Origin of the sequence: Chelativorans petroleitrophicus, from assembly GCF_025398195.1 — a bacterium.
GTDB classification, from domain to species: domain Bacteria; phylum Pseudomonadota; class Alphaproteobacteria; order Rhizobiales; family Rhizobiaceae; genus Chelativorans; species Chelativorans petroleitrophicus.
In genome coordinates this window covers 220969-245159 of the sequence record NZ_JAODNV010000007.1, presented here as the reverse complement: position 1 = coordinate 245159, position 24191 = coordinate 220969, and the positions used below count along the sequence as shown (strand labels likewise).

The following is a 24191-nucleotide window of genomic DNA, read 5'->3' as shown; positions in this document are numbered from 1 at the left end:
GACTGCCTTGGCCCGCTGCGTGGCGCTGATTGCGCATGACCAGAAAAAGGACGACATGGCCGCGTTCGCGCGCGATCATCGCGCGTGGCTGGCCGAATGCGAGCTCGTGGCCACCGGAACGACGGGCCGGCGTATCGAGGAGGCTTGCCCCGAACTCAAGGTGCGCAGGCTCAAGAGCGGGCCCCTGGGCGGCGACCAGCAGATTGGCGCGCTGATTGCCGAGCGGGCCGTCGATCTCCTGATCTTCTTTGTCGATCCCCTAACGCCGATGCCGCACGATGTCGACGTGAAGGCGCTCATGCGGCTGGCGATCGTGTATGATATTCCCATGGCGCTGAACCGCGCGACGGCTGAAGCGTTGTTGCGGCAGGAAAAGGCAGGCGCATGACCGGCAGGGCCTGCGGATACCTGGCGCAAGCGCCGGAACGGGAGCTTGAATGGCCGCATTGCGGATTGGACCGCCCGGGAGGGCGCTCCATGCAGCGCCTTCCCCACCCGACCGGGAAACGAGGCAGCCGTATGCGGCAACTGTCCACTAGCCCTAAAGCAAGGAGGCTCGCATAGACGCGATGGCCTATTCGACGGACCATGAACTGGTGCTCGATTTTCCGATTCTCATTGGCGACATCGGTGGCACCAATGCGCGCTTTGCGATCGTGGTGGATTCCTACGCCGAACCGAGGCAGTTCCCGGTGGTGCAGACAGCCGACCACGAAACCATAGACGACGCGATACAGAGCGTTCTGGATCAGACCAACATCCTGCCGCGCTCGGCCGTGCTGGCGGTTGCCGGTCCGGTGGACGGTGACGAGATCGACCTCACCAACTGCCACTGGGTGGTGCGCCCGCGCCAGATGATCGAGACGTTCGGCTTCCGCGATATTGTAGTGCTCAACGATTTCGAGGCGCAGGCGCTGGCAGTGGTCGCTCTAGGCGAGGAACATCTTGAAAAGATCGGCGGAGGAGAAGCGGAGACCACTGGAAGCCGCGTGGTTCTGGGGCCAGGAACGGGGCTTGGCGTCGCCGGGCTCGTGCATGCGCGGCGTACGTGGATTCCCGTGCCGGGCGAGGGCGGCCATGTGGACCTCGGACCGCGCTCCGAGCGCGATAGAGAAATCTTCCCGCACCTTGAGCGGATCGAAGGCCGCATATCGGCGGAACAGATCCTGTGCGGCCGTGGCCTAGTCAATCTCTATCGGGCCATAGCCAAGGCGGACGGCAAGGAGGCGTCCTGGACCGAGCCGGCGGAGATCACGCAGGCCGGCCTTGCGCACAACGAGCCCATTGCATCGGAAGCGCTCGATCTGTTCGTCACCTATCTCGGGCGCCTGGCTGGCGATCTGGCGCTCGTCTTCATGAGCCGCGGCGGCGTCTACCTTACCGGTGGCATAGCGCAGAAGATCGTTCCGGCGCTCAAGAACGGCCTCTTTCGCTCTGCCTTCGAGGACAAGGCGCCGCACAGAAACCTGCTGGCGGGCATGCCCGTCTTCGTGATCACTCATCCTCTTGCCGCGCTCATGGGCCTTGCGGCCTATGCTCGCACGCCGGCGCGCTTCGGGGTGGAAACGGCCGGGCGGCGCTGGCGGGCGAGCTGATCAACCTGCCCGCGATTGCATGAGCGCCGCCGATAGGGCATAGGCTGCCGGGCATGGGCGAACGGCCATCCTGGCCTTCGCTACAGCACCACGGACGGCTTTTTTGGAACGAAAAGAGCGCAGGACAGGGCCCGACCGGGGCGAGGTGATCGCGGTCCTCCGCCGCGTGGTGGCGGAGAACGGCAGCGACTTTCTCCCCCAATACGGTCTTGCCACGCTTTGCATGCTGGCGATCGCCGCGACCACTGCCTTCTCGGCCTGGATCATGCGCGACGTGGTCGACCAGATTTTCGTCGAGGAGCGATGGGACGCGCTCGGCTGGATCTGCGCCTCCATCATCGCCGCTTTCGTCATCCGCGGCTTTGCGACCTATGGCCAAGCGGTGCTGCTTGCGCTGGTGGGCAACAACATTGTGGCCCGCTACCAGACGCGCATCTTCGATCACCTGATGCGGCTCGACATGGCCTACTTCACCGCGACCCGCTCCGGCCAGCTCGCCGCCCAGATCGCACAGAACGTCACGGGCATCCGCGATCTTCTCAACATGACGCTGGCGGCCGTCGCCCGGGATGCCGTTTCGCTCGTCGGCCTTGTGGTGGTGATGGTGTGGATGGACCCGCTTCTCTCCCTCATCGCGCTCGTCATCGGGCCGCCGCTCGTCTACGCGGTGAACTACCTCATGCGCAGGCTCAGGACCGTGACGCGCGAAGCGGTGGAGGTGAATGCGCGTCTGCTTGGCGCCATGCAGGAATCCGTGCAGGGCATAGCCATCATCAAGGCGTTCACCATGGAAGAGGTGCTCGCGCAGAAGATCGCGGGCCTGATCGCCTATGCCGAGAACCGCTCGAACAAGATCGCCCGGGTATCGGAACGGCTGGGGCCGGTCACCGAAAGCCTGGCGGGGTTCGCCATAGCCGCCGTCATTGCCTATGCGGGCTGGCGTGCGGCCGTAAGCGCGGAGCCGCCCGGCTCGGTTTTTGCCTTCATTACCGCGCTGCTTCTTGCCTACGATCCCGTGCGAAAGCTGGCCCGCGTGCAGGTCAATGTCGAGCGGGCGCTGGTGAACGCCCGGATGATTTACGAAATCCTCGATCTCGAACCGCGGCAGGAAGATGTGCCAGGCGCAAAGGAGCTGGTGGTCAGCAGGGGCGATGTCGTTTTTGACCGTGTGCGCTTCGCTTATGACGGCCACCGGCCGGTGTTGCGTGACGTCAGCTTCGAAGCGCGCGCCGGCAAGACCACCGCCATCGTCGGTCCCTCGGGCGCCGGCAAGTCGACCCTCTTTGCGCTCATCCAGCGCTTCTACGATCTGGACGGTGGCAGGATCACCATCGACGGGCAGGACATTGCGCTGGTAACGAAACGGTCCCTGCGCGGCGCGATCGCCTATGTTTCGCAGCATCCCTACCTTTTTGAAGGTACGATCCGCGACAACATCCGCTACGGGCGGCCGGACGCCACGGATGCCGAGATCGAAGAAGCCGCTCGGCTCGCGAATGCGGAGGAGTTCATCCTTCAGCAGCCGCAGGGCTATGAAACGCTGGTGGGCGAAAACGGCGTTTCGCTTTCCGGCGGACAAAGGCAGCGCCTCTCTATAGCCCGCGCCATCGTGCGCCGGGCGCCCATCCTCCTCCTGGACGAGGCCACATCCGCCCTCGACAATGAATCGGAGGCGAAGGTCCAGGAGGCGCTCGAGCGGGTAATGAAGAACCGCACCACGCTCGTTATCGCCCATCGGCTTTCCACCGTGGTCAACGCGGACCATATCGTGGTGCTGGAAGACGGCATGCTGGTGGAGGAGGGCACGCATCGCACGCTGGTGAAAAAGCCGCACGGGGTTTATGCACGGTTCTACCGCATGCAGTCGCAGAAGGCGGAGGACCTTCTGGAGTACGGGGCAGGCCAAAGCCTCGCCGACGGGCAGGGACTGGAAGAGAATATCGAGGAGAAGCGCGGATGAGCGAGATGGGGCTTGTGGTGGTGGGTGCAGCCGGCCGCATGGGCCAAACGCTGATCCGCACCATTCATGCGATGGAGGGCGTGCGGGTGGTGGGGGCCGTGGAGCGTGCGGGCTCGCCCCATATCGGACGTGATGCCGGCGAGCTGGCCGGTGTCGGCACCATCGATGTGGCGATCACGGACGATCCGCTTCCCGCTTTCGCCAAGGCCGACGGCGTGCTCGATTTCACCGTGCCCGCGGCGACCGTCACATTTGCCGGCTATGCCGCGCAGGCCCGCATCGTGCATGTGATCGGAACCACGGGGCTTGGGGCGGAGCACGAAGCGGCGATCGAAGCCGCGGCACGCCACGCGATGATCGTCAAGTCCGGCAATATGAGCCTTGGCGTCAACCTGCTTGCGGTCCTGGTGCGGCAGGCGGCAAAAGCGCTGGACGCGGCCGATTTCGATATCGAAATCGTCGAGATGCACCACCGCCACAAGGTCGATGCCCCCTCCGGTACCGCGCTGCTGCTCGGGCGCGCGGCGGCGGAAGGCCGCGGCGTGGACCTTGGCGAGAAGAGCGTGCGCGTGCGGGACGGCCATACCGGCGCGCGCGAGACGGGCACCATCGGCTTTGCTACGCTCCGCGGCGGCTCTGTCGTTGGCGATCACTCCGTCATTCTCGCCGGGACGGGCGAGCGGATTACGCTTTCGCACCAGGCCGAAGACCGCTCCATCTTCGCGCGCGGCGCCGTCAAGGCAGCGCTGTGGGCGCGCGACAGGAAGCCCGGGCTCTACTCCATGCTCGACGTGCTCGGCCTCGCCTGATTTTCAACAGCAACAGGGAGACACCATGTCCGGAACGCTGATTCTTGTCCGCCACGGGCAGAGCGAATGGAACCTCAAGAACCTGTTCACCGGCTGGCGCGATGTCGGCCTGTCGGAGCGCGGCCATGAGGAGGCCCGGGCGGCCGGACAAAGGATAAAGGCGAAGGGGCTGAAGCCCGACATCGCTTTCACCTCCGCGCTGAAGCGGGCCCAGGTTACCAGCGACCACATCCTCGACGTGCTCGGCCTGGCGGGGCTCCAGGCCATACGCGACCAGGCGCTCAACGAGCGTGACTATGGTGACCTTTCCGGGCTCAACAAGGACGATGCTCGCAAGAAATGGGGCGAGGAGCAGGTGCATATCTGGCGCCGCTCCTATGACGTGCAGCCCCCGGGCGGCGAGAGCCTGAAGGACACCGGCGCGCGCGTGTGGCCCTATTATATCCGCGAAATCCAGCCCCATGTCCTGCGCGGCGAGACGGTGCTCGTCTCTGCCCACGGCAACTCGCTTCGTGCACTTCTGATGGTGCTCGACGGCCTCACGGGCGAGGAGATCGTGAAGGTGGAGATCGCAACCGGCGTGCCGATCGTCTACCGGCTCAACGCCGATTCCACAGTCGCGTCCAAGGAGATTCTGGAGGGCTGACCGTTCTTTCCCGGCAAAAGGCGGGGTGCACCGGCACAGCCCTCGCCTTCGCTGAGAATCTTCGATAAATCGCGTTGACAGAGGCGCGCGTGCCGCTTACATCGGCTGCGCACCTAGCCCAGGTGGCGGAATTGGTAGACGCGCTGGTTTCAGGTACCAGTGACGCAAGTCGTGGAGGTTCGAGTCCTCTCCTGGGCACCATCTCTCCCTGGCTTTCAAGCGGATGAACACCTGCTATTGGCTATCCGCCGGGACTTCTTCCTTATATTTGACCGCAGTCCACATGAAGCCCTGGATGTCAATCATGTCGCGCGGGCTGAGATCGACGACCTTCTCCTTGGTCGTTTTCGCAAGGTCAAGCAGGGAATCGTAGACAGCAATGTCGAGTTCCGGCTTGTAAATGTAAGCGAAGGGGTGGCCGACGCGCTCGGCAAAGGCCCGGATCATCTCCGGTTTCAGAAAGATGTGCTCGGCCGGCTTCCACAGGAACGGCAAATAGGTGGCCACCGTCCATTTGGCGCTGTCATGTCGCTTCAGGATCGCGGCCATGGCGCCGAGCGCATGCCTTCCGTCGCCTTGAGTGAAGGCGGCCGCGGCTTGGATGAAATCGTCAGCCTCCGGCCCTTTCAGCAGGGGTTCGAAGCGCGCTTTCTCAAAGCGTGAAAGGAGTGTGGTCGCGCGGTAGGCCGAAAGTGCCCCTTCTCCGAAGCCTTTGCCTGACAGGGCCTCGCCAAGAGGAGCCGCCTTGTCCAATATGGTTTTTGCATTCCACTTATAGTCGCGCTCGTCGCTTATGTAGCGGGCATCCGCGAATCCTTCTGGGAAGAAGTGCAGGAAGCGGATTCGTGCTCCGTTGTAGCCGAAGAAGTGCGGATTAAGACGTGCCACAACATCGTGAAGCTGACGCCAGACATCGTCGGGGTCATCCCCGTCAATGATCTTGCGCTTGTCGTCAACCAATACAACGCCACTATATCCGGTCGAAGTTTGAACAAGGCGCAGAATTGCCTTGCCGACTGTGCCTTGACGGATCGTTTTCATTATGCCCCCCTAAGGATTAAGGCTATTGTGCCTGATCTTTTTCGGCGGTGATCCCATTTATCGCTCAGGTGTACGTCCGCCACCTGCTTGTTACAGTAGTTCGGTGCTGGCCAGGATGCCGCAGTCTTGGACGCGTCTCTACAGACTGATTTTATGGAAGGGGTGGTCTTATTGAAGGGGCGACAGAGAAGAACCTCGGTCAGCCGCAAGGTATCCATGCCGCCCTTCACACCACCCTTCGATGCCGCGCCTGAGCGGTACGTTCGATAGCGGCGGCAACCAGGGGCTCCAGCTTCAGCCGGCTGCGTACGATCTGCAGCATGCGCCTTTCCTCGGGCTCCACATAGAGGTCCGCTGCCGCCACCTCCACTGCCAGCGCATAGGCGGTGTCGTGCAGGGCCTCCGGCACCGCGTCGCGCACCAGGTCGAGCACGGCTTCCGGCCCGTTCTGCTTCTGCAGGCGCTGCTGACATTGCCGCGCCACCTCGATGATCCGGTTCTCGTCGAAGCCCTCAAAGACGGGGAGGGTGCGGATTACACTGCCGATCCGGCTGAGCTCCGCATCGGTCATGTCACGGTCGGCCGCCGAGATGATGACCATGAGGTAGATCAGCGCTTCCTGGGTGGAGGGTTTACGGTCCATGTGGCATCCTTTCCTGCTGTCGCGAGAGGTTAGCAGCAGGGCCGCCGCCCGCAACGAAAAATCCGTGCCGCAATTGACGCGTGGGGCGGCTGCGCTTACACGCCTAGGCGCCGATGCCGCCGGCAGTGCCGGCCGCGCCGAAGTATCTCATACGACTGGAAAGCCCCATGACGACGTTGCATGCGCTTGAACCCGAGCTTGTAGCCGCAGCGGCCGAGAGCAAGGCCTGGCCGTTCGAGGAGGCGCGCAAAATCGTCAAACGCTACGAGGGGCGGGATTTTCCAGAGACGGTCCTGTTCGAGACTGGCTACGGCCCTTCCGGCCTGCCGCATATCGGCACGTTCGGCGAAGTCGTGCGCACCTCGATGGTGCGCCATGCCTTCCGCGTGCTGACCGAGAATCGGGTGAAGACCAGGATCCTCTGCTTCTCCGACGACATGGATGGGCTCAGGAAAGTGCCCGACAACGTGCCCAACCAGGACATGCTGCGGGCCCATCTCGGCAAGCCGCTGACGCGTGTGCCCGACCCGTTCGGCACGCATGAGAGCTTCGGCCATCACAACAATGCGCGACTTAAGGCCTTTCTCGACCAGTTCGGCTTTGATTACGAGTTTGCCTCCTCGAGCGAGTACTACGCGTCCGGCCGCTTTGATGCGACGCTTCTGAAGGTGCTGGAACACTTCGATGAGGTGATGGCGATCATGCTGCCCTCGCTGCGCGAGGAGCGGGCGCAGACCTATTCGCCGTTCCTGCCAATCCACCCGAAGACCGGCATTGTCATGCAGGTGCCGATTGAGGAAAGAAAGCTCGATGCCGGCACGATCGTCTGGCGCGATCCCGACACCGGCGAGCGGTTCGAAACGCCAGTAACTGGCGGGCATGCCAAGCTGCAATGGAAGCCCGACTGGGCCATGCGCTGGACGGCCCTTTCCGTCGATTACGAGATGTCGGGCAAGGATCTGATCGACAGCGTGAAGCTCGCGGCCCAGATCTGCACCGCGCTCGGCGGCCGCCCGCCCGAGGGCTTCAACTACGAGCTTTTCCTCGACGAGAAGGGCCAGAAGATCTCCAAGTCGAAGGGCAATGGACTCACCATTGACGAGTGGCTCACCTATGCGCCGACGGAGAGCCTTTCGCTCTACATGTTCCAGAAGCCGAAGGCGGCCAAGAGGCTTTATTTCGACGTCATACCGCGCGCGGTGGACGAGTATTATTCCTTCCTCTCCGCCTATCCCAGCCAGGATTGGAAGACGCGACTCGGCAATCCGGTGTGGCACATCCACGACGGCAATCCGCCGGCGATCGACCTGCCTGTGCCCTTTGCTCTCCTGCTCAATCTCGTGAGCGCATCCAATGCGCACGAGAAGAACGTGCTGTGGGGCTTCATCTCCCGCTATGCGCCGGGGGTTTCGCCCGAGACGCATCCTGAGCTCGACCGGCTTACGGAATATGCGCTGCGCTATTTCGACGATTTCGTGAAACCGGCCAAGCGGTTCCGCGCGCCGGACGAGGTGGAGCGGCAGGCGCTGCATGCGCTGCGGGATCATCTCTCGAAGCTGCCCGAGGGTGCCGACGGCGAGACGATCCAGAACGCGGCTCTCGATGTGGGACGCGGGATCGAGCGCTATCAGGATCACAGCAGAAAGAGCCCGGAGGGCGGGCCGGGCGTGTCGGTTGCCTTCTTCCAGATGCTCTACGAGGTGCTGCTCGGCCAGGAGCGCGGCCCGCGCTTCGGCTCTTTCGTCGCGCTCTACGGGATCACGGAGACCTGCGCGCTGATCGACAAGGCGCTGGCGGGCGAACTGGCGGCGTAGACGCCGCGTGGGGCGAGCCGATAGGGGCTACTGGCTCGCCCAGACGATGCGGGCGATCCACTCCACATCGTTTTTGTTCAGGATGCGGTTCGGATGCTCGGGATTGAGCGACATGAGCTCGATCTGCCGTGCCGTCTGGCGTTGCAGCACCTTGGCCATCACCTCGCCGCCCACGGTCCTGACGACCACGCGATCGCCGCGCTTCACCGTGGCGGCCGGATCGACCACGAGAATGTCGCCGTGCCGGTAAAGCGGCAGCATGGAATCGCCCTGCACTTCAAGTGCATAGGCACCTTCGCTGACTTTCCCCGGCAGTTCGATGTCCTCCCACCCTTCGCCGGCGGGAAACCCAGCATCCGTGAAGTATCCGCCCGCGCCGGCCTGGGCGAAACCGATCAGCGGGACGCTATAGCGGCGCGACTCTCTGCCGCCCGAAGGAGCCTCCTCGCCGATCAGGCCCACGAACTCGCTGAGCGAAGAGCCGGTCGCCTCCATGATCTTGGCCAGCGATTCCGTCGAAGGCCAGCGCGGCCGGCCGTCGGCCGAATAGCGCTTGGAGCGATTGAAAGCTGTGGAATCGAGTCCGGCCTTCTTTGCAAGGCCCGAAGCGGACAAGGAATGGCGCGCGGCCAATGCGTCAATGGCTGCCCAAACCTTCTCGTGCGAAAGCACCCCCACTCCTCCGCAAAAAAGCCCTTCTCCGGGCGAGGTCATCCGGCGCAGAATAGTTCTACGCCCTTACGATCGGCGTGTCCATAAACAGGAGGTTCACGCGGTATAAGCCTTTCGTCCTGTCGCCAGCGCCTGGTCGAGATACTCGATCCGGTCCTGCCCCCAGAAGACTTCGCCATTCAGCACATAGGCGGGTACGCCCACCGCGCCGGCGTCGATCGCCTCCTGCGTGTTGCGGGCGCGGATGGCGGCTGTTTCCGGCTCGTCCGCGGCCCCCATGATTTCCTCCGCATTGAAGCCTTCGGCGCGCAGATGCGCCGAAAGGACGTCGCGATCGGCGATGTTCTCCTCATTCGCCCACACGGCGGCGAACACGCGCTCCATGTAGCTCAGCGGATCATGCCCGCGCTCGATGAGCGCGATGATCGTATGGTCGGCGAGGGTAGGATCGGTTGGCCAGTGCTTCGGCTTGGGATTGATCGGAAGTCCCCGGTAATCGGCCACACGCTGAAGCTCGATCAGGCGGTAGCGCTGGCGCACCGGTGGTCGCTTGGCGGGGACGACGGCCCCTGAGTTCTCGAAGACTGCAGCAAGATTCACCGGCTTTACCTTGAGCTCGGCCCCGTGCTTCCGGGCAACCGCGCGCAACATCGGATGGCCGAGATAGGAGAAGGGCGAAGGCGACGTCATGTAGTAGTCGATGCTGGCAGGCATGGTACCTCCATCTTGCGTTCGCCGGAACCGGACCAGTCGCGCGAAACAGCGAAATGAGCGCGCCCTGATTCTCCCAATCTTGGCTTGCCGGGTGACGGGGATCAAACAGGGCTGTAACGCCATATACAAGGGGAGGCTGTTTCGCCAGTCTTGTGGCCCATTCGGTCCGCGGCGGCAACCTTGCGGATTTTGGGGCTGGTCGCCCGCATGCCCGAAAACATCTTCTCTCACACAGCGTCTAAGAAATATTAAACCATCAGGTTGACTATTTTCTCGCAGCCTCTATGCTCAACCGTATGGTTGAACAACAGCCCGCCACGCTTGATGCGGTATTTCATGCCTTATCCGACGCCACGCGCCGCTCGATGCTGCGCGAGCTGTCTGAGGGCGAACGCAGCATCGGCGCGCTGGCCGCTCCCTTCTCCATGTCCTTTGCGGGAGCCTCGAAGCATGTGAAGGTGTTGGAGCGAGCGGGCCTCGTGCGGCGGCGTGTCGTCGGCCGCACCCATTACTGCCGGCTTGAGGCCGCGGGACTTGCCGAGGCGCAGGGCTGGCTCAGCTACTACGAACGCTTCTGGAACAGGAGGCTCGATGTGCTCGAGGCTCTGCTCAGGGCCGAGGACGAGCACGCCGAAGCCGGGGACGAAAAATGACGGCCGAGAGCTTCGCCGTCAGACTACCATCCGGCTTCCCCTTCCCACATGAATGAGGGCGAAAATGACCATTCATCCCGTGGTGCGAGCGCAGATGCTCATCCGCCGGCCTGTCGAGGAGGTGTTCGAGGCCTTTGTTAACCCAGCGGTGACGACGCGCTTTTGGTTTACCCGGTCGAGCGGCCGGCTGGAGCCGGGCAAGACTGTTAACTGGGCCTGGGAGATGTACGGCGTTTCGGCGGATGTCCGCGTCAGGGCCGTCGAGCCGAACAAGCGCATTCTCATCGAGTGGGACGACCCTCCCACCAGCGTGGAATGGACGTTCACGGCGCGTCCCGACGGCACCACGCTGGTCGTAATCACGAATGAGGGCTTCTCTGGCGAGGACGAGGCCGTCGTCGCTCAGGCGATCGATTCCATGGGAGGATTCACGCTGGTGCTGGCAGGGGCGAAGGCGCTTCTGGAACACGGCATCGAACTTCGGCTGGTGGGGGACCACAACCCCGTTGACTAACGGGCCGCGAAAGGAGAAAGCAAATGCAGAAAGTCCCTTCCGAAATGTCGGCGGGCATTAAAGTCGCTCCGGACACGGTGAGGATCGAGCGGCATCTGCCCGGTCCGGTGGAGCGCCTATGGGCCTATCTCACGGAGTCGGAGAAGCGGCGCCAATGGCTGGCGGCCGGCGAGATGGAACTGTTCGCCGGCGGTCGCGTGGAGCTTCGGTTCCGCCATCATGAGCTGTCGCATGAACAAATGCCCGACCGTTACAGGGATGCGGCGAGCGGCGAGCCGATGTACGGCGAGATCATCGCGTGCGATCCGCCCCGCCTGCTTACCTTCAGCTGGCCGGGCGACAACGGCAGGAGCGAGGTCACCTTCGAGCTAACGCCCGAAGGAGAGGATGTCTGTCTGGTCGTTACCCATCGGCGCCTGCCCGACATGGAGGGAATGATCAGTGTCGCAAGCGGCTGGGAAGCGCATCTCGGCATTCTGGAGGACCGACTGTCCGGTAGGCAGCCGCGCGGCTTCTGGTCAACGCATAAGCAGCTGAAGGAGGAATACGCCAAACAATTTGCCGCCGGTTGAAGCGCCCCCGGGTTCCCTGCGGCTTCGCCGCACCTGCTGTCAGGAGCATTGACCGGATTCAGCGAAAAAACTTGCAGTGCCGCGTGTCCGGAGCATTACTAGGCGTGCTGCACGAGGATGACATGAGAGGGGCAGGAGGTGCGAGGCATGGGCTGGGAGCTGTCGATCCGCAAGGTCTTCGCCGGGATTGCGGTGCTTTTGGCAGTTCTGTTCGCCATCGGCTGGTTCACGCGCCAGGATATCACGAACGACGCTTATCTTCAGATTCTCGGCGGCGGTTTCATGTTCAACTACCGCGAGGGCGAGGTCTATTACGGCTTTACAGCCGAGGTGGTGCGGCCGCTTGCTAGCGGCTCGATCATCGAGGTCAGCTTCGAGGACCCGGACGGCGGGCCGCCCCTCGTCGTGAAAGAGCGGGTGAGCACCATGACCAACCGCTATTCGCTGCGCTCGCCGCCCGTGCATGGGGTGGAGGCCGACAGGCCCTATCACGTCGCCATCAAGGTCTACGACCGCGAGGGCAAGGAGCTCATCTGGCAGACGGAGCGCGACTATACGAGTGAGATCAGCGACCGTGTCGTGCCGGAAAAGCCGCTCACCATCGGCCCGGGCTATCACCGCAATCCCGAGGCGATGAGCCTCAAGTCCCAGTGAAGCTTGTCGGCGCTGGACTGATGAGGCGCGCGGCCCCGTCGATCACCTCATAAACCGCGTAGCCGCGTTCGGTCGTGCCGTCCGGTAGGAAGCGGAAAGCGCCGGTGGCGCCGGCAAAGCCCGTCGGCGCCTGCAGGCTCGCCTGTGTCAGCGCGGCCTCACCCCTGCGGGCGAGCGTTGCCGCCAGGATCACCGAATCATAGGCGAGCGCGGAGGTGACGGACGGCTCGCGGCCGAAGCGCTGCCGGTAGAACATCCAGTAGCGGTTCATGCGCGCGTGGTCCGTATCGGAGAACCAGGCGCCTTGAAGGGCGGGATCGGACAGGTTGACGCTCGCCCATTGGCCTGTGCCGAGTAGCCGCTTGCCCGACAGATCGATTCCGAGAGTGCGGAGCGCGGCGACGATGGCGCTGGGGCTGTTGCCGCCGTCGGGGAGGAAGATGGCGTCCGCCTCGTGCGCGGCGAGCGCCGCTTCCTGCACGGCCCGCTGCATCGAAGCATTGTCGTAATCGTAGCGGGTGACGGCAAGCAGGCTGCCGCCAGCGCTTTCGAGCGTGGCACGTGCCACGTTCTCGTCGATATCGCCTGCCGGACCATTCGGCACGATTGCCACGACCTTCTTCAAGCCCCGCGATGCGGCATGGGAAATGATGCGCCGTACCAGCCCCTCCGGCAGATAGGAGTTGAGATAGATTCCAGGGGCCGCCACCGACCGGTCCGACGAGAAGGCGATGGTGGTAATGCCCTGCGGCGCGAGCACGGAACCGGCGGCGCGCACATTTGCAGCGAAAAGCGGCCCGAGAACCAGCGCGGCTCTTTCGCGCGCCGCGCTTTGCGCGGCAGCAGCCGCACCCGCCTCCGTCCCACCCGTGTCCTTGATGACGAGCTCGAGCGCGTCTAAGCCGGAATGCTCTAGCGCAAGCTGAGCTGCGTTCTTCATTTCGGCGGCGACCTGTGCGCCATTGCCTTCAGCACTCAAGGGCAGAAGCAGCGCAACGCGAATGTCTCCGGTGCCTATGACCTCGCCTTCGGCCGGAATCTGCGTTCCAGTCGCAGGCGGCGGTAGTGACCGGCCCGACGGCAGCCCGTAAGGCACACTTGGCGCGCAGGCGGAAAGGAGGAGCGTGGCAAAAGCCGTGAGCGCGAGGCTCATCATCCCGCAGCGGGCGGCAAAGGCCTGGATCAATTTCCGTCCCCCAATTTTACGGCCGATTCCAGCCGCGAATTTGCAACCGGATTTCCGGCGTGTCAAAGAAGCAGGCGGACGGCGCAAGTGACAGGGGAGCGATCGTGCCGGAAGAGGCAGGCGAAAGATCCTTCATCGTCGGGGGCGTGCGGTTCACGCCGCCCGCGCTTCAGCCGGCGCTCTATCTCGTCTCCACGCCCATAGGAAACCTTGCCGACATCACCCTGCGCGCGCTCGAAGCTCTGGCAGGCGCCGAGCTGGTCGCCTGCGAGGATACGCGGGTAACGCGCGTGCTGCTTCGCCGCTACGGCATCCAACGGCCGATGATCGCCTATCACGAGCACAACGAGGCCGAGGCCGCCCCTCGGCTGATCGCGGCGATTGAGGAGGGCAGGAGCGTGGCGCTTGCAAGCGACGCCGGCACGCCGCTGGTCTCTGATCCCGGTTACCGTTTGGTCCGCTTGGCGCGTGAAAGGGGCTTGCCGGTGGTGCCGATACCCGGCCCTTCCGCCGTGCTTGCCGCGCTCACCGTCTCCGGCCTGCCGACGGATTCCTTCCTGTTCGCGGGCTTCCTGCCGGCAAAGGCTGGGCAGCGCAGAAGCAGGTTGGAGGCTTTTGCGGCCGTGCCGGCCACACTTGTCTTCTTCGAGTCGCCGCGCCGGCTGGGGCCGAGCCTTTCCGATATGGCAGAAGTGCTCGGCGACCGGCAGGCGGTGGTCGCGCGCGAATTGACCAAGGTTTTCGAGGAGGTACGGGAAGACACGCTTCCCCGCCTTGCCCGCTACTATCAAGAGACGGGCGCTCCGAAAGGCGAGGTGGTGATCTGTATTGCGCCGCCCGGCAAAGCGCAGGCGGCGGAGGCGCAAGAGATTGACCGGCTGCTTCTCGAACTTGCGGCGGACATGCCTGCTTCTAAAGCCGCTGGCGAGGCTGCGCGCATGACAGGCGGCAGGAAGGCAGACCTCTATCAGCGGCTCATCGCGTTGAAGGAGCGCGGCGATGGTGGTTGAAACATCGATCCGGCGCCGGCGCGCCGCATATCGCAAGGGGTATCGCGGCGAGTGGCTTGCCGCGCTCGCGCTCATGCTGAAGGGCTATCGCATCGTGGCTCGTCGTTTCCGCACGCCGCTCGGAGAGATCGACCTGATCGCCAAGCGGGGAAACCTTGTGGCCATCGTCGAGGTCAAGGCGCGTCCCACGCTTGAGGAGGCGATGGAGGCCGTCAGCCCTTTCGCGCAACGCCGCATTGACGCTGCTGCCGATCTCTGGCTTGCGCGCAGGCCGGATTATGCTCGCCTCAGCTTGCGCTATGATCTCGTGGCTATCCTGCCGGGGCGGTGGCCCGTGCATGTGAAGAATATCTACTCCGCCTGACCGAGAATGGTCGTCGTTTCCGGCGCTCTGAAGCGTGCTACGCCGCACGCCGCGGAGCATGGCTGCTCCGGCGTACCACGCGCATCGGCAGTCCGCCCTGGGCTTGCGTGGTCAGCTTCTGCACCGGCCAGGGCCTGGTTTCGGGTGTGAGCTCGAAGCGATAGCGGGAAAGAAGGACCGCGAGCGCGATCGCAGCCTCCTGCATGGCGAAGGCCGCACCGATGCACACGCGCGGGCCCGCGCCGAATGGCAGATACTGGAAGCGGTCTATCTTTTCGCGGTTTTCCGGATAGAAGCGCGCTGGCCGGTAGGCCTCGGGATCGTCCCACAGCTTGCGGTGGCGATGCACCGTCCAGGGCATCACGAGCACCTGCGTGCCCTTAGGGATGTGGAGGTCCTGGTAAGAGTCGTCCTCGAGGGCTTCGCGGTTGACGGAGGGCGCGGGCGGATAAAGGCGCATCGCCTCCTCGAAAGCCGCGCGCGCAAGCGGCATGGCATCCAGCCATCTGACCGGATCGGGCTCGGTGGCCAGTACATGGTCGATCTCCGCCTCAATGCGCTCGCGCTCGCCGGGTAGGTTCGCCAGGCAGTAGATCGTCCAGCCAAGCGCGCGGGCGGTGGTCTCGTGGCCAGCGCCGATGAAGGTGATGATGTTGTCCTCGATCTCCTGCCGGGAAAGCCCGTCCGGCCCCTCCGCGCGCAGAAGCAGGGTCAGGAAATCCTCCGGCGCTTCGCCTTCCTGCGCCAGCTTCTGACTGCGCATCTCCATGGTGCGGGCGACGATATCGCGGAAGAAGGCGAGCGCGTTGCGCCCCAAGATCCGCGTGATGCGAGGCAACCAGTCGGGCGCGCCGAGAAGATCGAGCGGATCGACCCGACCCATGGTCTCGAACAGCCGGTCCACCTGATGGCCGAAGTCTTCCGGATTGCCGGCGATCTCGCCCGAAAAGAGCGTCTCGGCCATGATGTCGAAGGTGAGCAGCGTCATGTCGCGGGAGACGTCCACCGTGTCGCCGACCATCCCTTCGTAGCGGGCCGCGAAGGCTTCGGCCTTCCGAAGCATCGGGTGGGCAAAGCCCGCAATATGCCGCGGGGTGAAGACCGGCGCCATGGCACGGCGCGACCGTCGCCACACCTCTCCTTCCGCCGTTAGCAGTCCGTCGCGGAGGATCGGCCGCAGGATCTTCTGGCGCACACGCGCCATCTTGTAGTTCTTTGCATTTTCCACCAGCACGTGGCGGATGAGCCCGGGATCGTTGGCAATGAGCAGCGGCCCGCCGATGCCGCCGGATATGGAAATCCAGGGCTCGTTGTAGGAAGGCTCTCCCCACAGCTCCAGCGGGTTGCGGTACACGATCCGCATCATCTGCAAGGTCGAGGGCGGCTTTTGCCTCGGGCTTGGTGCCGGAGGGCGGAAAGAGGCAGCGGCAGGCTCGGCAAGCGCGGTCATTCAGCGAAGCTATGTATCCGGTGTGGCGTCTTCAATCGCACGAGGCCACCGGAACCACTCCGGCGCTCCCGGAGTTCCGGGAAACGGCGAACCCGCCGCGAAACGCAGGAGCATTCAATGAACTGGAATCAGATCGAAGGAAACTGGGAGCAATTCAAGGGTAAGGCCCAGAAACAGTGGGGCAAGCTCACCGATGACGATCTTCACGTCATCGCTGGCAACCGTAAGGAACTCGCCGGGCGCATACAGGAGCGTTACGGAAAGGCCCAGGAAGAGGCTGAACGCGAAATCGACGAGTGGCTGGCGCGCCACTGAAAACTCTCGCAGAGGCGGCCAGCATGGCTCAGTGCGCTATGCTGGCCGCCTCAAGCCGCCCTTTGAAGCTGGGCGGCCTCCCAGCCGAGGATGGCGCGCTTGCGCGTCAGCCCCCAGTGATAGCCCGTTAGCGCGCCGGACTTTCCAAGCGCCCGGTGACAGGGCACGACGAAGGACAGCGGATTGGCGCCCACGGCGGCGCCCACCGCACGGGAGGCGGCGGGGCAGCCGATCTCGGCGGCGATGTCGGAATAGGCACGCGCCCGGCCCATCGGGATTCGGAGCAGAGCTTCCCAAACACGAATCTGGAAATCCGTGCCGATAAGCACGATGCGAAGGGGCTGGTCCGCGCGCCAGCGTGCGGGATCGAAGATGCGCGCGGCATAGGGTGCCGTAGCTGCCGCGTCCTCAATGTAGGCGGCGTTGGGCCAGCGCGCGCGCATGTCCTCGAATGCCACCTGCTCCTCACCCGGATCGGCAAAGGCAAGGCCCGCAAGCCCGCGCTCGGTGACCATCACGAGAGCGATGCCGAAAGGCGAGAGATGATAGCCGTAGCGGATCGTAAGCCCCGCCCCGCGAGCTTTGTATTCGCCAGGCGAGATTGCCTCGTGGGTCACGAACAGATCGTGCAACCGGCCGGGTCCCGACATGCCAAGTTCCAGCGACGTCTCCAAGAGCGGCATGCCGGCATCGAGCAGCCGGCGTGCATGATCGAGCGTCACGGCCTGCAGGAAGGCCTTGGGCGACAGACCCGCCCAGCGCGTAAACAGCTTCTGCAGGCCTGTGGGCGTCTCCCCCAGCTCGGCCGCCAGCGAATCCAGCGAGGGCTGGTTGCGATAGTCCAGGCTGATCTTCTCGATCACACGCCGAACGATCTCATAGTCCCCGCCCGTGGGCGTGATGTCGCGTTCGAGTATGGCTGGTTCTGCGTTCATGGCATTTCTCCTTGAACGCTCATTTGAGGCGGGAAAGCACAAGATGCCACCCGATTCTTGCCCGGCTTCTATCGACCCTTTGCGGTCGCGAGCGCCTGACCGAACGCCTTGGCAAAGCTCTCCCTGTCGTCCGGATTGAGGAAGCTGCCGATGAGCACGCGTTTCTCGCGCGCTTCGACGGCCATGTCCATAATGCCCAGTTCAGCATGCCGCCGCACGCGGAAGCGAGTCCAGAAGGGATTGAAGCTGTGCTCCTCCGGGCGGCCGGATGGGGGCACCTTGCGTATGTGCAGATTGGTGCGGGAGAGCGACACCTCCTCACGCACGCGCGCGGCGCGGTAGTTCACACGGAATGCGATATAGAGGGCGAGCACGTCCAGACCGAGAAAGCCGAAGATGGGCCACGCGCCCATAGAGAGGAATATGGCGCCGAATGTCAGCCATACGAGCAGCACGCTGCCCATCAGCGTGAAGTATCCGGCACGGCCCAGCGAGCGGTGGGGAACGAGGAGCGCCTTGAAGAAAGGCGTGTCGGCGGCGTTCATTTCGTCCATGATTGGAATTATAGAGGCGGCATGCAAAAGCCCAAGTCAAAAAGTATTGCCTCTGTAAGGGTTCCCCGCCCGAAGCCGAAGAGCAGCAAGGCATCGCCCAGAAGCAGGCAGGCACAGAAGAGGCCGGTCACCGCCTACACTCCGCAGGAGGTAGACGAGATCTTCCGCCGTTTCCGTGTGCAACGGCCGGAGCCGAAGGGTGAGCTCGAATCGGTCAATCCCTTTACGCTGCTGGTCGCCGTCGTGCTTTCGGCGCAGGCGACGGATGCGGGCGTGAACAAGGCGACGCGCCCGCTTTTCGCCGTTGCCGATACGCCTGAGAAGATGCTGGCGTTGGGCGAGGAGAAGCTTGGCGAATATATCCGTACCATTGGGCTATGGCGCAATAAGGCCAAGAACGTCATCGCGCTCTGCGAGGCGCTCATCCGCGATCACGGCGGCAAGATCCCGGAGGACCGGGAGGCGCTTCAGCAGCTGCCGGGGGTGGGCCGCAAGACGGCCAATGTGGTTCTGAACGTCGCATTCGGCCAGCCCACAATGGCTGTCGATACCCATATCTTCCGGGTTTCGAACCGCATCCTGCTGGCTCCGGGCCGGACACCGGAGGAGGTGGAACGGGCGCTGCTTTCCGCGATCCCCGAGGAATACCTGCTTCACGCGCATCACTGGCTGATCCTGCACGGACGCTATGTCTGCAAGGCGCGCAAGCCCGATTGCTCTGCCTGCATCATCGCCGATCTCTGCAAAGCGCCAGAGAAGACGAGCGACGTGCCCGCGCCGCTGGTTCCGTGGGAACCAATCGAGGAGAGGCGGCAGGCGGAAGAGGCGTGAGTGTCGTCAGGTTCGGCTGCCTGGCTTTATCCGCACGGGATCTTGAGTTGCCGCGAATGCCTAGACGGCGCTGCTTCGCTGCTGGGCGCGCCGGCGCACTACCTCATAGAGGATCGCCCCGGCTATGGTCACCACGATCATGATGAGCGCCAGCGCATTCACGGCCGGCGTCAGCCCCGTGCGCACCTTGGTGGCGATATAGACCGTTAGAGGTGTATCGAAGCCGCGCACGAACAGCGTCGTGTTATAGTTTTCGACCGACTGGAGGATCGCCAGAAAGCCCGCGGCGAAAAGCGCGGGCCGCAGGAAAGGCAGGAGGATGCGGCGGAAGACCATGAAGCGGGAGGCTCCCAGCCCGATCGCGGCTTCCTCCTGCGTGCGGTCGAAGCGCTGCAGCCGGGCTGCGACCATCAGCATGACATAGCAAATGATGAAGCTCGACTGGGCAAGCACGATCAGGAAGATGCCGCCGCCAACGCCGATCTGCCGCCAAAGCACGAGCGTAGCGATGCCGACAACCACGCCTGGCGTGAGCAGCGGCGAGACCATGACGGCGTACATGACACTGCGAGCGCGCGCATGAAGGCTGGTGAGCACCAGGGCGGCCGCCGTGCCAATCGGCAAGGAGACGAGGACCACGAAGAAGGCGACGACGATCGAGGTCCAGAGCGATTCCCACATGCCCCGGTCGGCCCAGAGCGCGTTGAACCACTGAAGCGTAGTGCCCTGCCAGGGCGTGATCGTGGGAAAGCGGCTGGCATTGAAGGTAGCCCCCGCCATAATGACGAGCGGCGCGAAGAGATAGATGAAGAAGGCGGCGAAGTAGAAGCCGAACAGCGCCCTCAGAATACGGTCAGCTGCGCTCATTTGGCCACATCCGTGAGGTTTACCCGCGCAAGCTTGAGCGTGACCAGCACGACCGCAAGGCAAAGCACAAGCAGCACGAGCGCATAGGCCGCGCCGCGGTTCCAGTCGCCGCCCTCGAAGAACCAGTTGTAGATGATCTCGGTGAACCAGCGGCTGCCGGGCGAGCCGAGCAGGGCCGGGGCCACATAGCTTCCCGCCGCCAGCATGAAGGTGAAGACGCATCCGGTGGCTATGCCCGCCTTCGAATGCGGGATGACGATGCGCCAGTGGGTGCGCCAGACGGAGGCGCCGAGGTCCCGCGCCGCCTCAAGCTGCGATCTGTCGAGCGATTCGATGGCGTTATAGATCGGGAAGAGCATGAACAGGATGTAGGCATAGGTCATGCCGGCGAGCACGCCGATATCGCCATACCAGCGCACCGGTTCGTCGATAATTCCGATCACCAGAAGAAGCGCGTTGAGCGGGCCGCGAAAGGCCAGCAGGATGTACCAGGCGAGCGTGCGCAGCACCTCATTGATCCAGAAGGGAATGGTGAGCGCCAGGATGACGACGGCCGCCTGGCCGGGCGTTGCCCTCTGCGCCAGCCAGAAGGCGATGGGATAGCAGACGACGAGCGTGATGAACGTCACGAGAGCGCTCGCCCAAACGGTCTTGAAGAAGATCGCGCGGTGCACGCTCTCGTTTGCGAGATAGAGGATGTTGTCGAGCGAATAAACGTCGCGCTGTCCGCCGATCTCCGCCGGCGGCAGGTTGGGCCTGAGCGCATAGTCGATCATGGTCAGATTGGGCGCCAGCACCATGCCTGCGAGCCACACCGCCACGAGGGCAAGGAAAAGGGTGCCAAGCCCCCCACCGAACCGCCGGAAGAGCTCAGCCATCGGGCAACACCACCGCATTGGCCTCGCGGAAGACGAAGGAGACGCGCGCGCCCACCGCGGGCGCCTGGTTTAATTCGGTGCTGGGGATGGAGGCGATCAGTGGCCGGCCGTCCTCCAGGCGGCCGTGGGCCAGGGCAAAAGCACCTTCAAAGTCGATACGCTCGATGGTGGCGGTGAGCTTGTTGGCGCCTTGGCCCTTGTGCTCCAGCGCCTCCGGGCGCACGTAGAGCCGGGCCGGCATGCCGGGAGCGAGATTTGCCACGGCACGCCCGCGCAACGGACCATAGGCGGTGTCGACGCTGGTGATTCCGTTCTCGACCGCCGCAATCCGGCCCTCCACCACATTCGTTTCGCCCACGAATCGAGCGACGAAGGGAGTTACGGGGTTGTCGTAAAGCTCGCGCGGCGCCCCCACCTGCTGAAGCACGCCCTCGCTCATGACCGCCACGCGGTCGGACATGGCGAGCGCCTCCGACTGGTCGTGGGTGATGTAGATGAAAGTCACGCCCGTGCGCTTCTGCAGCGCGCGCAGCTCCGCCCGCATGTGCTGGCGCAGCTTCAGGTCGAGGGCCGAAAGCGGTTCGTCCAGCAGGAGCACCTGCGGCTCCACAGCAAGAGCGCGCGCAATGGCGACGCGTTGGCGCTGGCCACCCGACAGCTCGCCGGGCATCCGGTCGCCATAGCCTTCCAGGGCGACGAGCTTCAGCAACTCCTCCGCCTTCTTGCGCCGCTCCGCTTTGGAGACGCCGCGAGCCTCAAGCCCGAAGGCGATGTTTTCCCAAACGGGCATGAGCGGGAACAGGGCGAGCGACTGGAAGATCATCGCTGTCGGCCGCCTGTCGGGCCCTAGCCCGCGCATGTCGCGCCCGCCGATCAGGATCCTGCCTTCTGTTGGCTCCAGGAAGCCTGCGATCATGCGCAGGATCGTCGTCTTGCCACAGCCGGAGGGGCCGAGAATGGAGAAAAACTCGCCGCCCTCGACCGTGAAGGAGACGTTGCTTACGGCGCGTGTCTGGCCGAAGGCCATGCCGACATTTTGCAGTTCTACCGAGTGTGACATGGCTGCCCGAAGATATGGCAGGGCGGGGTGAAATTTCCCAGAATGCTCACTACCTGCCCCCTCCCTTACGGTTTCTATAAGCTTAGCTGTTGGCTAACATATTGAAACAGCTACCTTCTCTGCAAGCCGGAAGATGGGCCGATCCGCAGTTTCGTGGACAGAACAGAAAACATTCCAAGGGCCTGGACGCATTGCCCAAGCCCTTGGGCGACAGGGCCCCGCGGTAGCGAGGCCACGGTCCCCCTTCCGAAAACGCCTCACGCCGAGAGGAAGCGGTCCTGATACTCGTTGCGCTTGGCGACGAACCAGCTCTCCTGGATCGGCCACCACCACAGCTTGTCCAGCGCATCGCCCGGATAGGCGGCGGCGAAGAAGGCCTTGGCCTCGTCCGAGATCAGGTCGGCTGCGCCCACAGCGGTGGAGTTGATCGAGGTGGCGTTGGTGTACATGGCGCCGGCCTCGGGCGTCAGGAACCAATTGATGAAGGCATAGGCCTGCTCGACGTTTTCCGCGCCGGACGGGATGGCAACGCCTTCCATCCAGGTGAGCGCGCCTTCCTTCGGCGCAATGAAGCCGACCGGCAGGCCCTCCCTGGCGAGCGCCGCGGCGGTCGAGTCCCATGTCTGGCCGATGGCGCAGCCATTGACGCGGAAGGCGCCCTGAGCCTCGTTCTCGTTGTTCCAGAACTGTGCGATGTTGGCCTTGCGGGCGATCGCCTCCTCGATGATGACGTCGTAGATCGCCGTCATGTTCTCTTCGGACTTGAAGGCCTCCACCATGGGCATCGGCAGCTTGCCCTCGGCCTCCAGCCAGAGGCCAAGGCCGACCAGGGCGGAATGCGCGCGCACGGTCGCCTTTCCAGCCATCTCGGGCTTCCAGATGTCGCCATAGGAAGCGGTGCCGTATTCGAGCGGGGCCTGGTCCTTGTCGAAGGCGATCGCCTCGGTGCCCCAGTCGGTGGGGACCTGATAGCGTTTGCCGTCGATCACCGCGCCGAGATTTTCGGAGTTCGACCAGGCGCTCGGCAGGCACTTGTCGACATCAACCTTGGATTCGTCGATCGGCTGGACGAGGCCGAACTCGACGTAGTTCGGTACGCGGTCGACGGTCGGCCAGATGATGTCGAATCCGGCGCCGTTGTTGGCGCGAAGCTGGTTCAGCAGTTCGTCATTCGTGCCATACGGGGTGAAGCTGGCCTTGATCCCCGTTGCCTTCTCGAAGGCGCTCAGCATCTCGTCATTGATGTAGCCGGCCCAGGCGAAGATGTTGACGACGCCCGACGATCCCTGCGCGTAGCTGCGCGAGATGTAAGGTGCCGCCAGCGCGAACCCCGCCGCGGATGCCGCCCCCTGAAGGAATGCACGCCTTGTGACCATTGTCATTTGCAGTTTCTCCCTGTTGCCCCTGCGCGAGTGTGCACAACGGTTAAGGGCGATATGTTACATGGAGATGACCGACGGGCAACGAAAATGCGCGTGCCGGACACGGCTCTAAATGTCGATGCAAAGTCGGTCGTTTCGGCGTCGCGGATGGGTGCTTGACGCGCCTCTCAGCCGCGCCGACCGTCGTCTTCCCGGGCTATCTCGGTCCAGCTGTCATTCTGCGCAAGCATGGCGCGCAGGTAGGCTATGTTGGCCTCGGCCTGCTCGGGAGACAGTTCCTGGCGCGCAATCTGCTCGGCCTCGGCGAACCTTCCCTGAAGCCCGACCACGAGGGCGAGGTTCTGGCGCACGCGACTGTCGGCGCCAGGTGCCGCGGCAGCCTTCGCCATGTAGATTTCCGCCGTCCTGAGATCGCCTTCCAGGAGATAGGACATGCCGAGATTCGACAGCACGGACGGCTCGTCGCGTTGAAGGTCGAGCGCGCGGCGGTAAAGCGCGCGGGCGGCTTCCGCCTGCCCGAGTTGGTCGAGGATGGCGCCCTCGGCAGAAAGCAGTCGCCAGTCGGGATATTCCGGCGTCTGTGCGCGGCGCACCGCATCGAGCGCTGGCTCCAGCTCGCCTGCCGCCGCCAGAGCCTTGCCGTAGGCTGCCAGGACTTCGCGATCCTCAGGATAATCGATCGCAAGCTTGCGCATGACCGCCAAGGACTGGTTCACGTGCCCGCTCATCTGCAGGACGCTCGCATAACGGAGCGCCACCGCCTTGTCCTTCGGATTGCGGATGTAGCGGTTACCCAGACTGCGGGCCGCCGCCGTCAGTTGCGGCATGGACATGGAGGCGATATCGGCGTTCGCGGCAGCGCCGGCGGAGACCGATCCGGTTGTGATGTTTCGGTCCCTGTGCGCGCAACCGGCGGTGGCGAGCGTCAGCGCTAAAGCCGCTGCTGCGAAAAATCTGGCGTACGCCTTGCCCCGCCCGGCTACCCTCTCAGCTTTCACCCGCCCGCTCCAGCTGCTTCACGTCCTTATTCTTCCGTAGAAGTATTCCGTTAACCCTAACGGAGTGTTAATCC

The 24191-nt window shown here is 63.9% G+C and carries 27 protein-coding genes and 1 tRNA gene; 15 read left to right on the top strand and 13 right to left on the bottom strand.

Features of this window, described 5'->3' with window-relative positions:
• Positions 1–7 precede the first annotated feature (7 nt).
• From NYR54_RS07330 to NYR54_RS07305, 6 genes are all read left to right on the top strand, one after another.
• Entirely contained in the window at positions 8–388 is a 381-nt protein-coding gene (locus NYR54_RS07330; RefSeq protein ID WP_261514948.1) for a methylglyoxal synthase, read from the top strand.
• A gap of 181 nt (positions 389–569) precedes the next feature.
• On the top strand, positions 570–1595 hold the full coding sequence (locus NYR54_RS07325; RefSeq protein ID WP_261514947.1) for a glucokinase: 1026 nt from the start codon (positions 570–572) through the stop codon (positions 1593–1595).
• Between the two features lie 103 nt (positions 1596–1698).
• Positions 1699–3555, top strand: coding sequence for an ABC transporter ATP-binding protein (locus tag NYR54_RS07320; protein ID WP_261514946.1), 1857 nt, complete (start codon positions 1699–1701; stop codon positions 3553–3555).
• Complete coding sequence (gene dapB, locus NYR54_RS07315) at positions 3552–4364, top strand: 4-hydroxy-tetrahydrodipicolinate reductase (RefSeq protein WP_261514945.1); 813 nt, start codon at positions 3552–3554, stop codon at positions 4362–4364. The genes NYR54_RS07320 and dapB overlap by 4 nt, the downstream gene beginning before the upstream one ends.
• 25 nt (positions 4365–4389) lie before the next feature.
• Positions 4390–5010 (top strand): 2,3-bisphosphoglycerate-dependent phosphoglycerate mutase, encoded by a 621-nt coding sequence (locus tag NYR54_RS07310; protein ID WP_261514944.1) that lies wholly within the window; start codon positions 4390–4392, stop codon positions 5008–5010.
• A gap of 116 nt (positions 5011–5126) precedes the next feature.
• A tRNA-Leu gene (locus tag NYR54_RS07305) sits at positions 5127–5211 on the top strand.
• Positions 5212–5244: 33 nt separating this feature from the next.
• On the opposite strand, the gene NYR54_RS07300 is transcribed toward NYR54_RS07305, so the two are convergent.
• Complete coding sequence (locus tag NYR54_RS07300; RefSeq protein ID WP_261514943.1) at positions 5245–6051, bottom strand: hypothetical protein; 807 nt, start codon at positions 6049–6051, stop codon at positions 5245–5247.
• A gap of 226 nt (positions 6052–6277) precedes the next feature.
• Positions 6278–6694: a tellurite resistance TerB family protein gene (locus tag NYR54_RS07295; RefSeq protein ID WP_261514942.1), complete on the bottom strand. Its 417-nt coding sequence runs from the start codon at positions 6692–6694 to the stop codon at positions 6278–6280.
• A 167-nt stretch (positions 6695–6861) separates the two neighbouring features.
• Here NYR54_RS07295 and NYR54_RS07290 point away from each other — a divergent pair, with 167 nt between their 5' ends.
• Positions 6862–8508, top strand: coding sequence for a lysine--tRNA ligase (locus NYR54_RS07290; protein ID WP_261514941.1), 1647 nt, complete (start codon positions 6862–6864; stop codon positions 8506–8508).
• Between the two features lie 27 nt (positions 8509–8535).
• Here NYR54_RS07290 and NYR54_RS07285 read toward each other — a convergent pair whose 3' ends face one another.
• Both NYR54_RS07285 and NYR54_RS07280 read right to left on the bottom strand, forming a co-directional pair.
• Positions 8536–9180: a S24 family peptidase gene (locus tag NYR54_RS07285; RefSeq protein ID WP_261514940.1), complete on the bottom strand. Its 645-nt coding sequence runs from the start codon at positions 9178–9180 to the stop codon at positions 8536–8538.
• A gap of 96 nt (positions 9181–9276) precedes the next feature.
• Entirely contained in the window at positions 9277–9894 is a 618-nt protein-coding gene (locus NYR54_RS07280; RefSeq protein ID WP_261514939.1) for a 2-hydroxychromene-2-carboxylate isomerase, read from the bottom strand.
• Between the two features lie 296 nt (positions 9895–10190).
• Between NYR54_RS07280 and NYR54_RS07275 the strand changes: the two genes are divergently transcribed.
• From NYR54_RS07275 to NYR54_RS07260, 4 genes are all read left to right on the top strand, one after another.
• Complete coding sequence (locus NYR54_RS07275) at positions 10191–10547, top strand: ArsR/SmtB family transcription factor (protein ID WP_261514938.1); 357 nt, start codon at positions 10191–10193, stop codon at positions 10545–10547.
• 64 nt (positions 10548–10611) lie between these two features.
• Positions 10612–11061: an SRPBCC family protein gene (locus NYR54_RS07270; protein ID WP_261514937.1), complete on the top strand. Its 450-nt coding sequence runs from the start codon at positions 10612–10614 to the stop codon at positions 11059–11061.
• 23 nt (positions 11062–11084) lie between these two features.
• On the top strand, positions 11085–11633 hold the full coding sequence (locus NYR54_RS07265) for an SRPBCC family protein (RefSeq protein ID WP_261514936.1): 549 nt from the start codon (positions 11085–11087) through the stop codon (positions 11631–11633).
• 147 nt (positions 11634–11780) lie between these two features.
• Positions 11781–12287: a hypothetical protein gene (locus tag NYR54_RS07260; RefSeq protein WP_261514935.1), complete on the top strand. Its 507-nt coding sequence runs from the start codon at positions 11781–11783 to the stop codon at positions 12285–12287.
• Here NYR54_RS07260 and NYR54_RS07255 read toward each other — a convergent pair.
• Positions 12274–13473: a penicillin-binding protein activator gene (locus NYR54_RS07255; protein WP_261514934.1), complete on the bottom strand. Its 1200-nt coding sequence runs from the start codon at positions 13471–13473 to the stop codon at positions 12274–12276. The two genes, NYR54_RS07260 and NYR54_RS07255, sit on opposite strands and share 14 nt — an antisense overlap.
• A gap of 104 nt (positions 13474–13577) precedes the next feature.
• Between NYR54_RS07255 and rsmI the strand changes: the two genes are divergently transcribed.
• Both rsmI and NYR54_RS07245 read left to right on the top strand, forming a co-directional pair.
• Positions 13578–14483, top strand: a complete 906-nt coding sequence (gene rsmI, locus NYR54_RS07250) for a 16S rRNA (cytidine(1402)-2'-O)-methyltransferase (protein WP_423738586.1) — start codon at positions 13578–13580, stop codon at positions 14481–14483.
• On the top strand, positions 14473–14847 hold the full coding sequence (locus NYR54_RS07245) for a YraN family protein (protein ID WP_261514933.1): 375 nt from the start codon (positions 14473–14475) through the stop codon (positions 14845–14847). Before rsmI ends, NYR54_RS07245 begins: the two co-directional genes overlap by 11 nt.
• Before the next feature lie 37 nt (positions 14848–14884).
• Here the strand turns inward: NYR54_RS07245 and NYR54_RS07240 are convergent, their stop codons facing one another.
• On the bottom strand, positions 14885–16297 hold the full coding sequence (locus NYR54_RS07240; protein WP_423738581.1) for a cytochrome P450: 1413 nt from the start codon (positions 16295–16297) through the stop codon (positions 14885–14887).
• 117 nt (positions 16298–16414) lie between these two features.
• Here NYR54_RS07240 and NYR54_RS07235 point away from each other — a divergent pair, with 117 nt between their 5' ends.
• A complete protein-coding gene (locus NYR54_RS07235; RefSeq protein WP_261514931.1) occupies positions 16415–16612 on the top strand; it encodes a CsbD family protein in 198 nt (65 codons plus the stop codon).
• Between the two features lie 50 nt (positions 16613–16662).
• Here NYR54_RS07235 and NYR54_RS07230 read toward each other — a convergent pair whose 3' ends face one another.
• A complete protein-coding gene (locus NYR54_RS07230) occupies positions 16663–17547 on the bottom strand; it encodes a methylated-DNA--[protein]-cysteine S-methyltransferase (protein ID WP_261514930.1) in 885 nt (294 codons plus the stop codon).
• Positions 17548–17615: 68 nt separating this feature from the next.
• Positions 17616–18101, bottom strand: a complete 486-nt coding sequence (locus NYR54_RS07225; RefSeq protein WP_261514929.1) for a DUF2244 domain-containing protein — start codon at positions 18099–18101, stop codon at positions 17616–17618.
• A gap of 21 nt (positions 18102–18122) precedes the next feature.
• On the opposite strand from NYR54_RS07225, the gene nth reads away from it, so the two are divergent.
• The gene (gene nth / locus NYR54_RS07220) at positions 18123–18932 is read left to right on the top strand and encodes an endonuclease III (protein WP_261514928.1); all 810 of its coding nucleotides are present in this window, start codon (positions 18123–18125) and stop codon (positions 18930–18932) included.
• Between the two features lie 60 nt (positions 18933–18992).
• Here nth and NYR54_RS07215 read toward each other — a convergent pair whose 3' ends face one another.
• From NYR54_RS07215 to NYR54_RS07195, 5 genes are all read right to left on the bottom strand, one after another.
• A complete protein-coding gene (locus tag NYR54_RS07215; RefSeq protein ID WP_261514927.1) occupies positions 18993–19799 on the bottom strand; it encodes an ABC transporter permease in 807 nt (268 codons plus the stop codon).
• A complete protein-coding gene (locus NYR54_RS07210; RefSeq protein WP_261514926.1) occupies positions 19796–20677 on the bottom strand; it encodes an ABC transporter permease in 882 nt (293 codons plus the stop codon). Before NYR54_RS07210 ends, NYR54_RS07215 begins: the two co-directional genes overlap by 4 nt.
• Complete coding sequence (locus tag NYR54_RS07205) at positions 20670–21737, bottom strand: ABC transporter ATP-binding protein (protein WP_261514925.1); 1068 nt, start codon at positions 21735–21737, stop codon at positions 20670–20672. The genes NYR54_RS07210 and NYR54_RS07205 overlap by 8 nt, the downstream gene beginning before the upstream one ends.
• A 257-nt stretch (positions 21738–21994) precedes the next feature.
• On the bottom strand, positions 21995–23119 hold the full coding sequence (locus tag NYR54_RS07200; RefSeq protein WP_261514924.1) for an extracellular solute-binding protein: 1125 nt from the start codon (positions 23117–23119) through the stop codon (positions 21995–21997).
• Positions 23120–23286: 167 nt separating this feature from the next.
• Positions 23287–24117, bottom strand: coding sequence for a tetratricopeptide repeat protein (locus NYR54_RS07195; RefSeq protein ID WP_423738580.1), 831 nt, complete (start codon positions 24115–24117; stop codon positions 23287–23289).
• Positions 24118–24191: the final 74 nt, after the last annotated feature.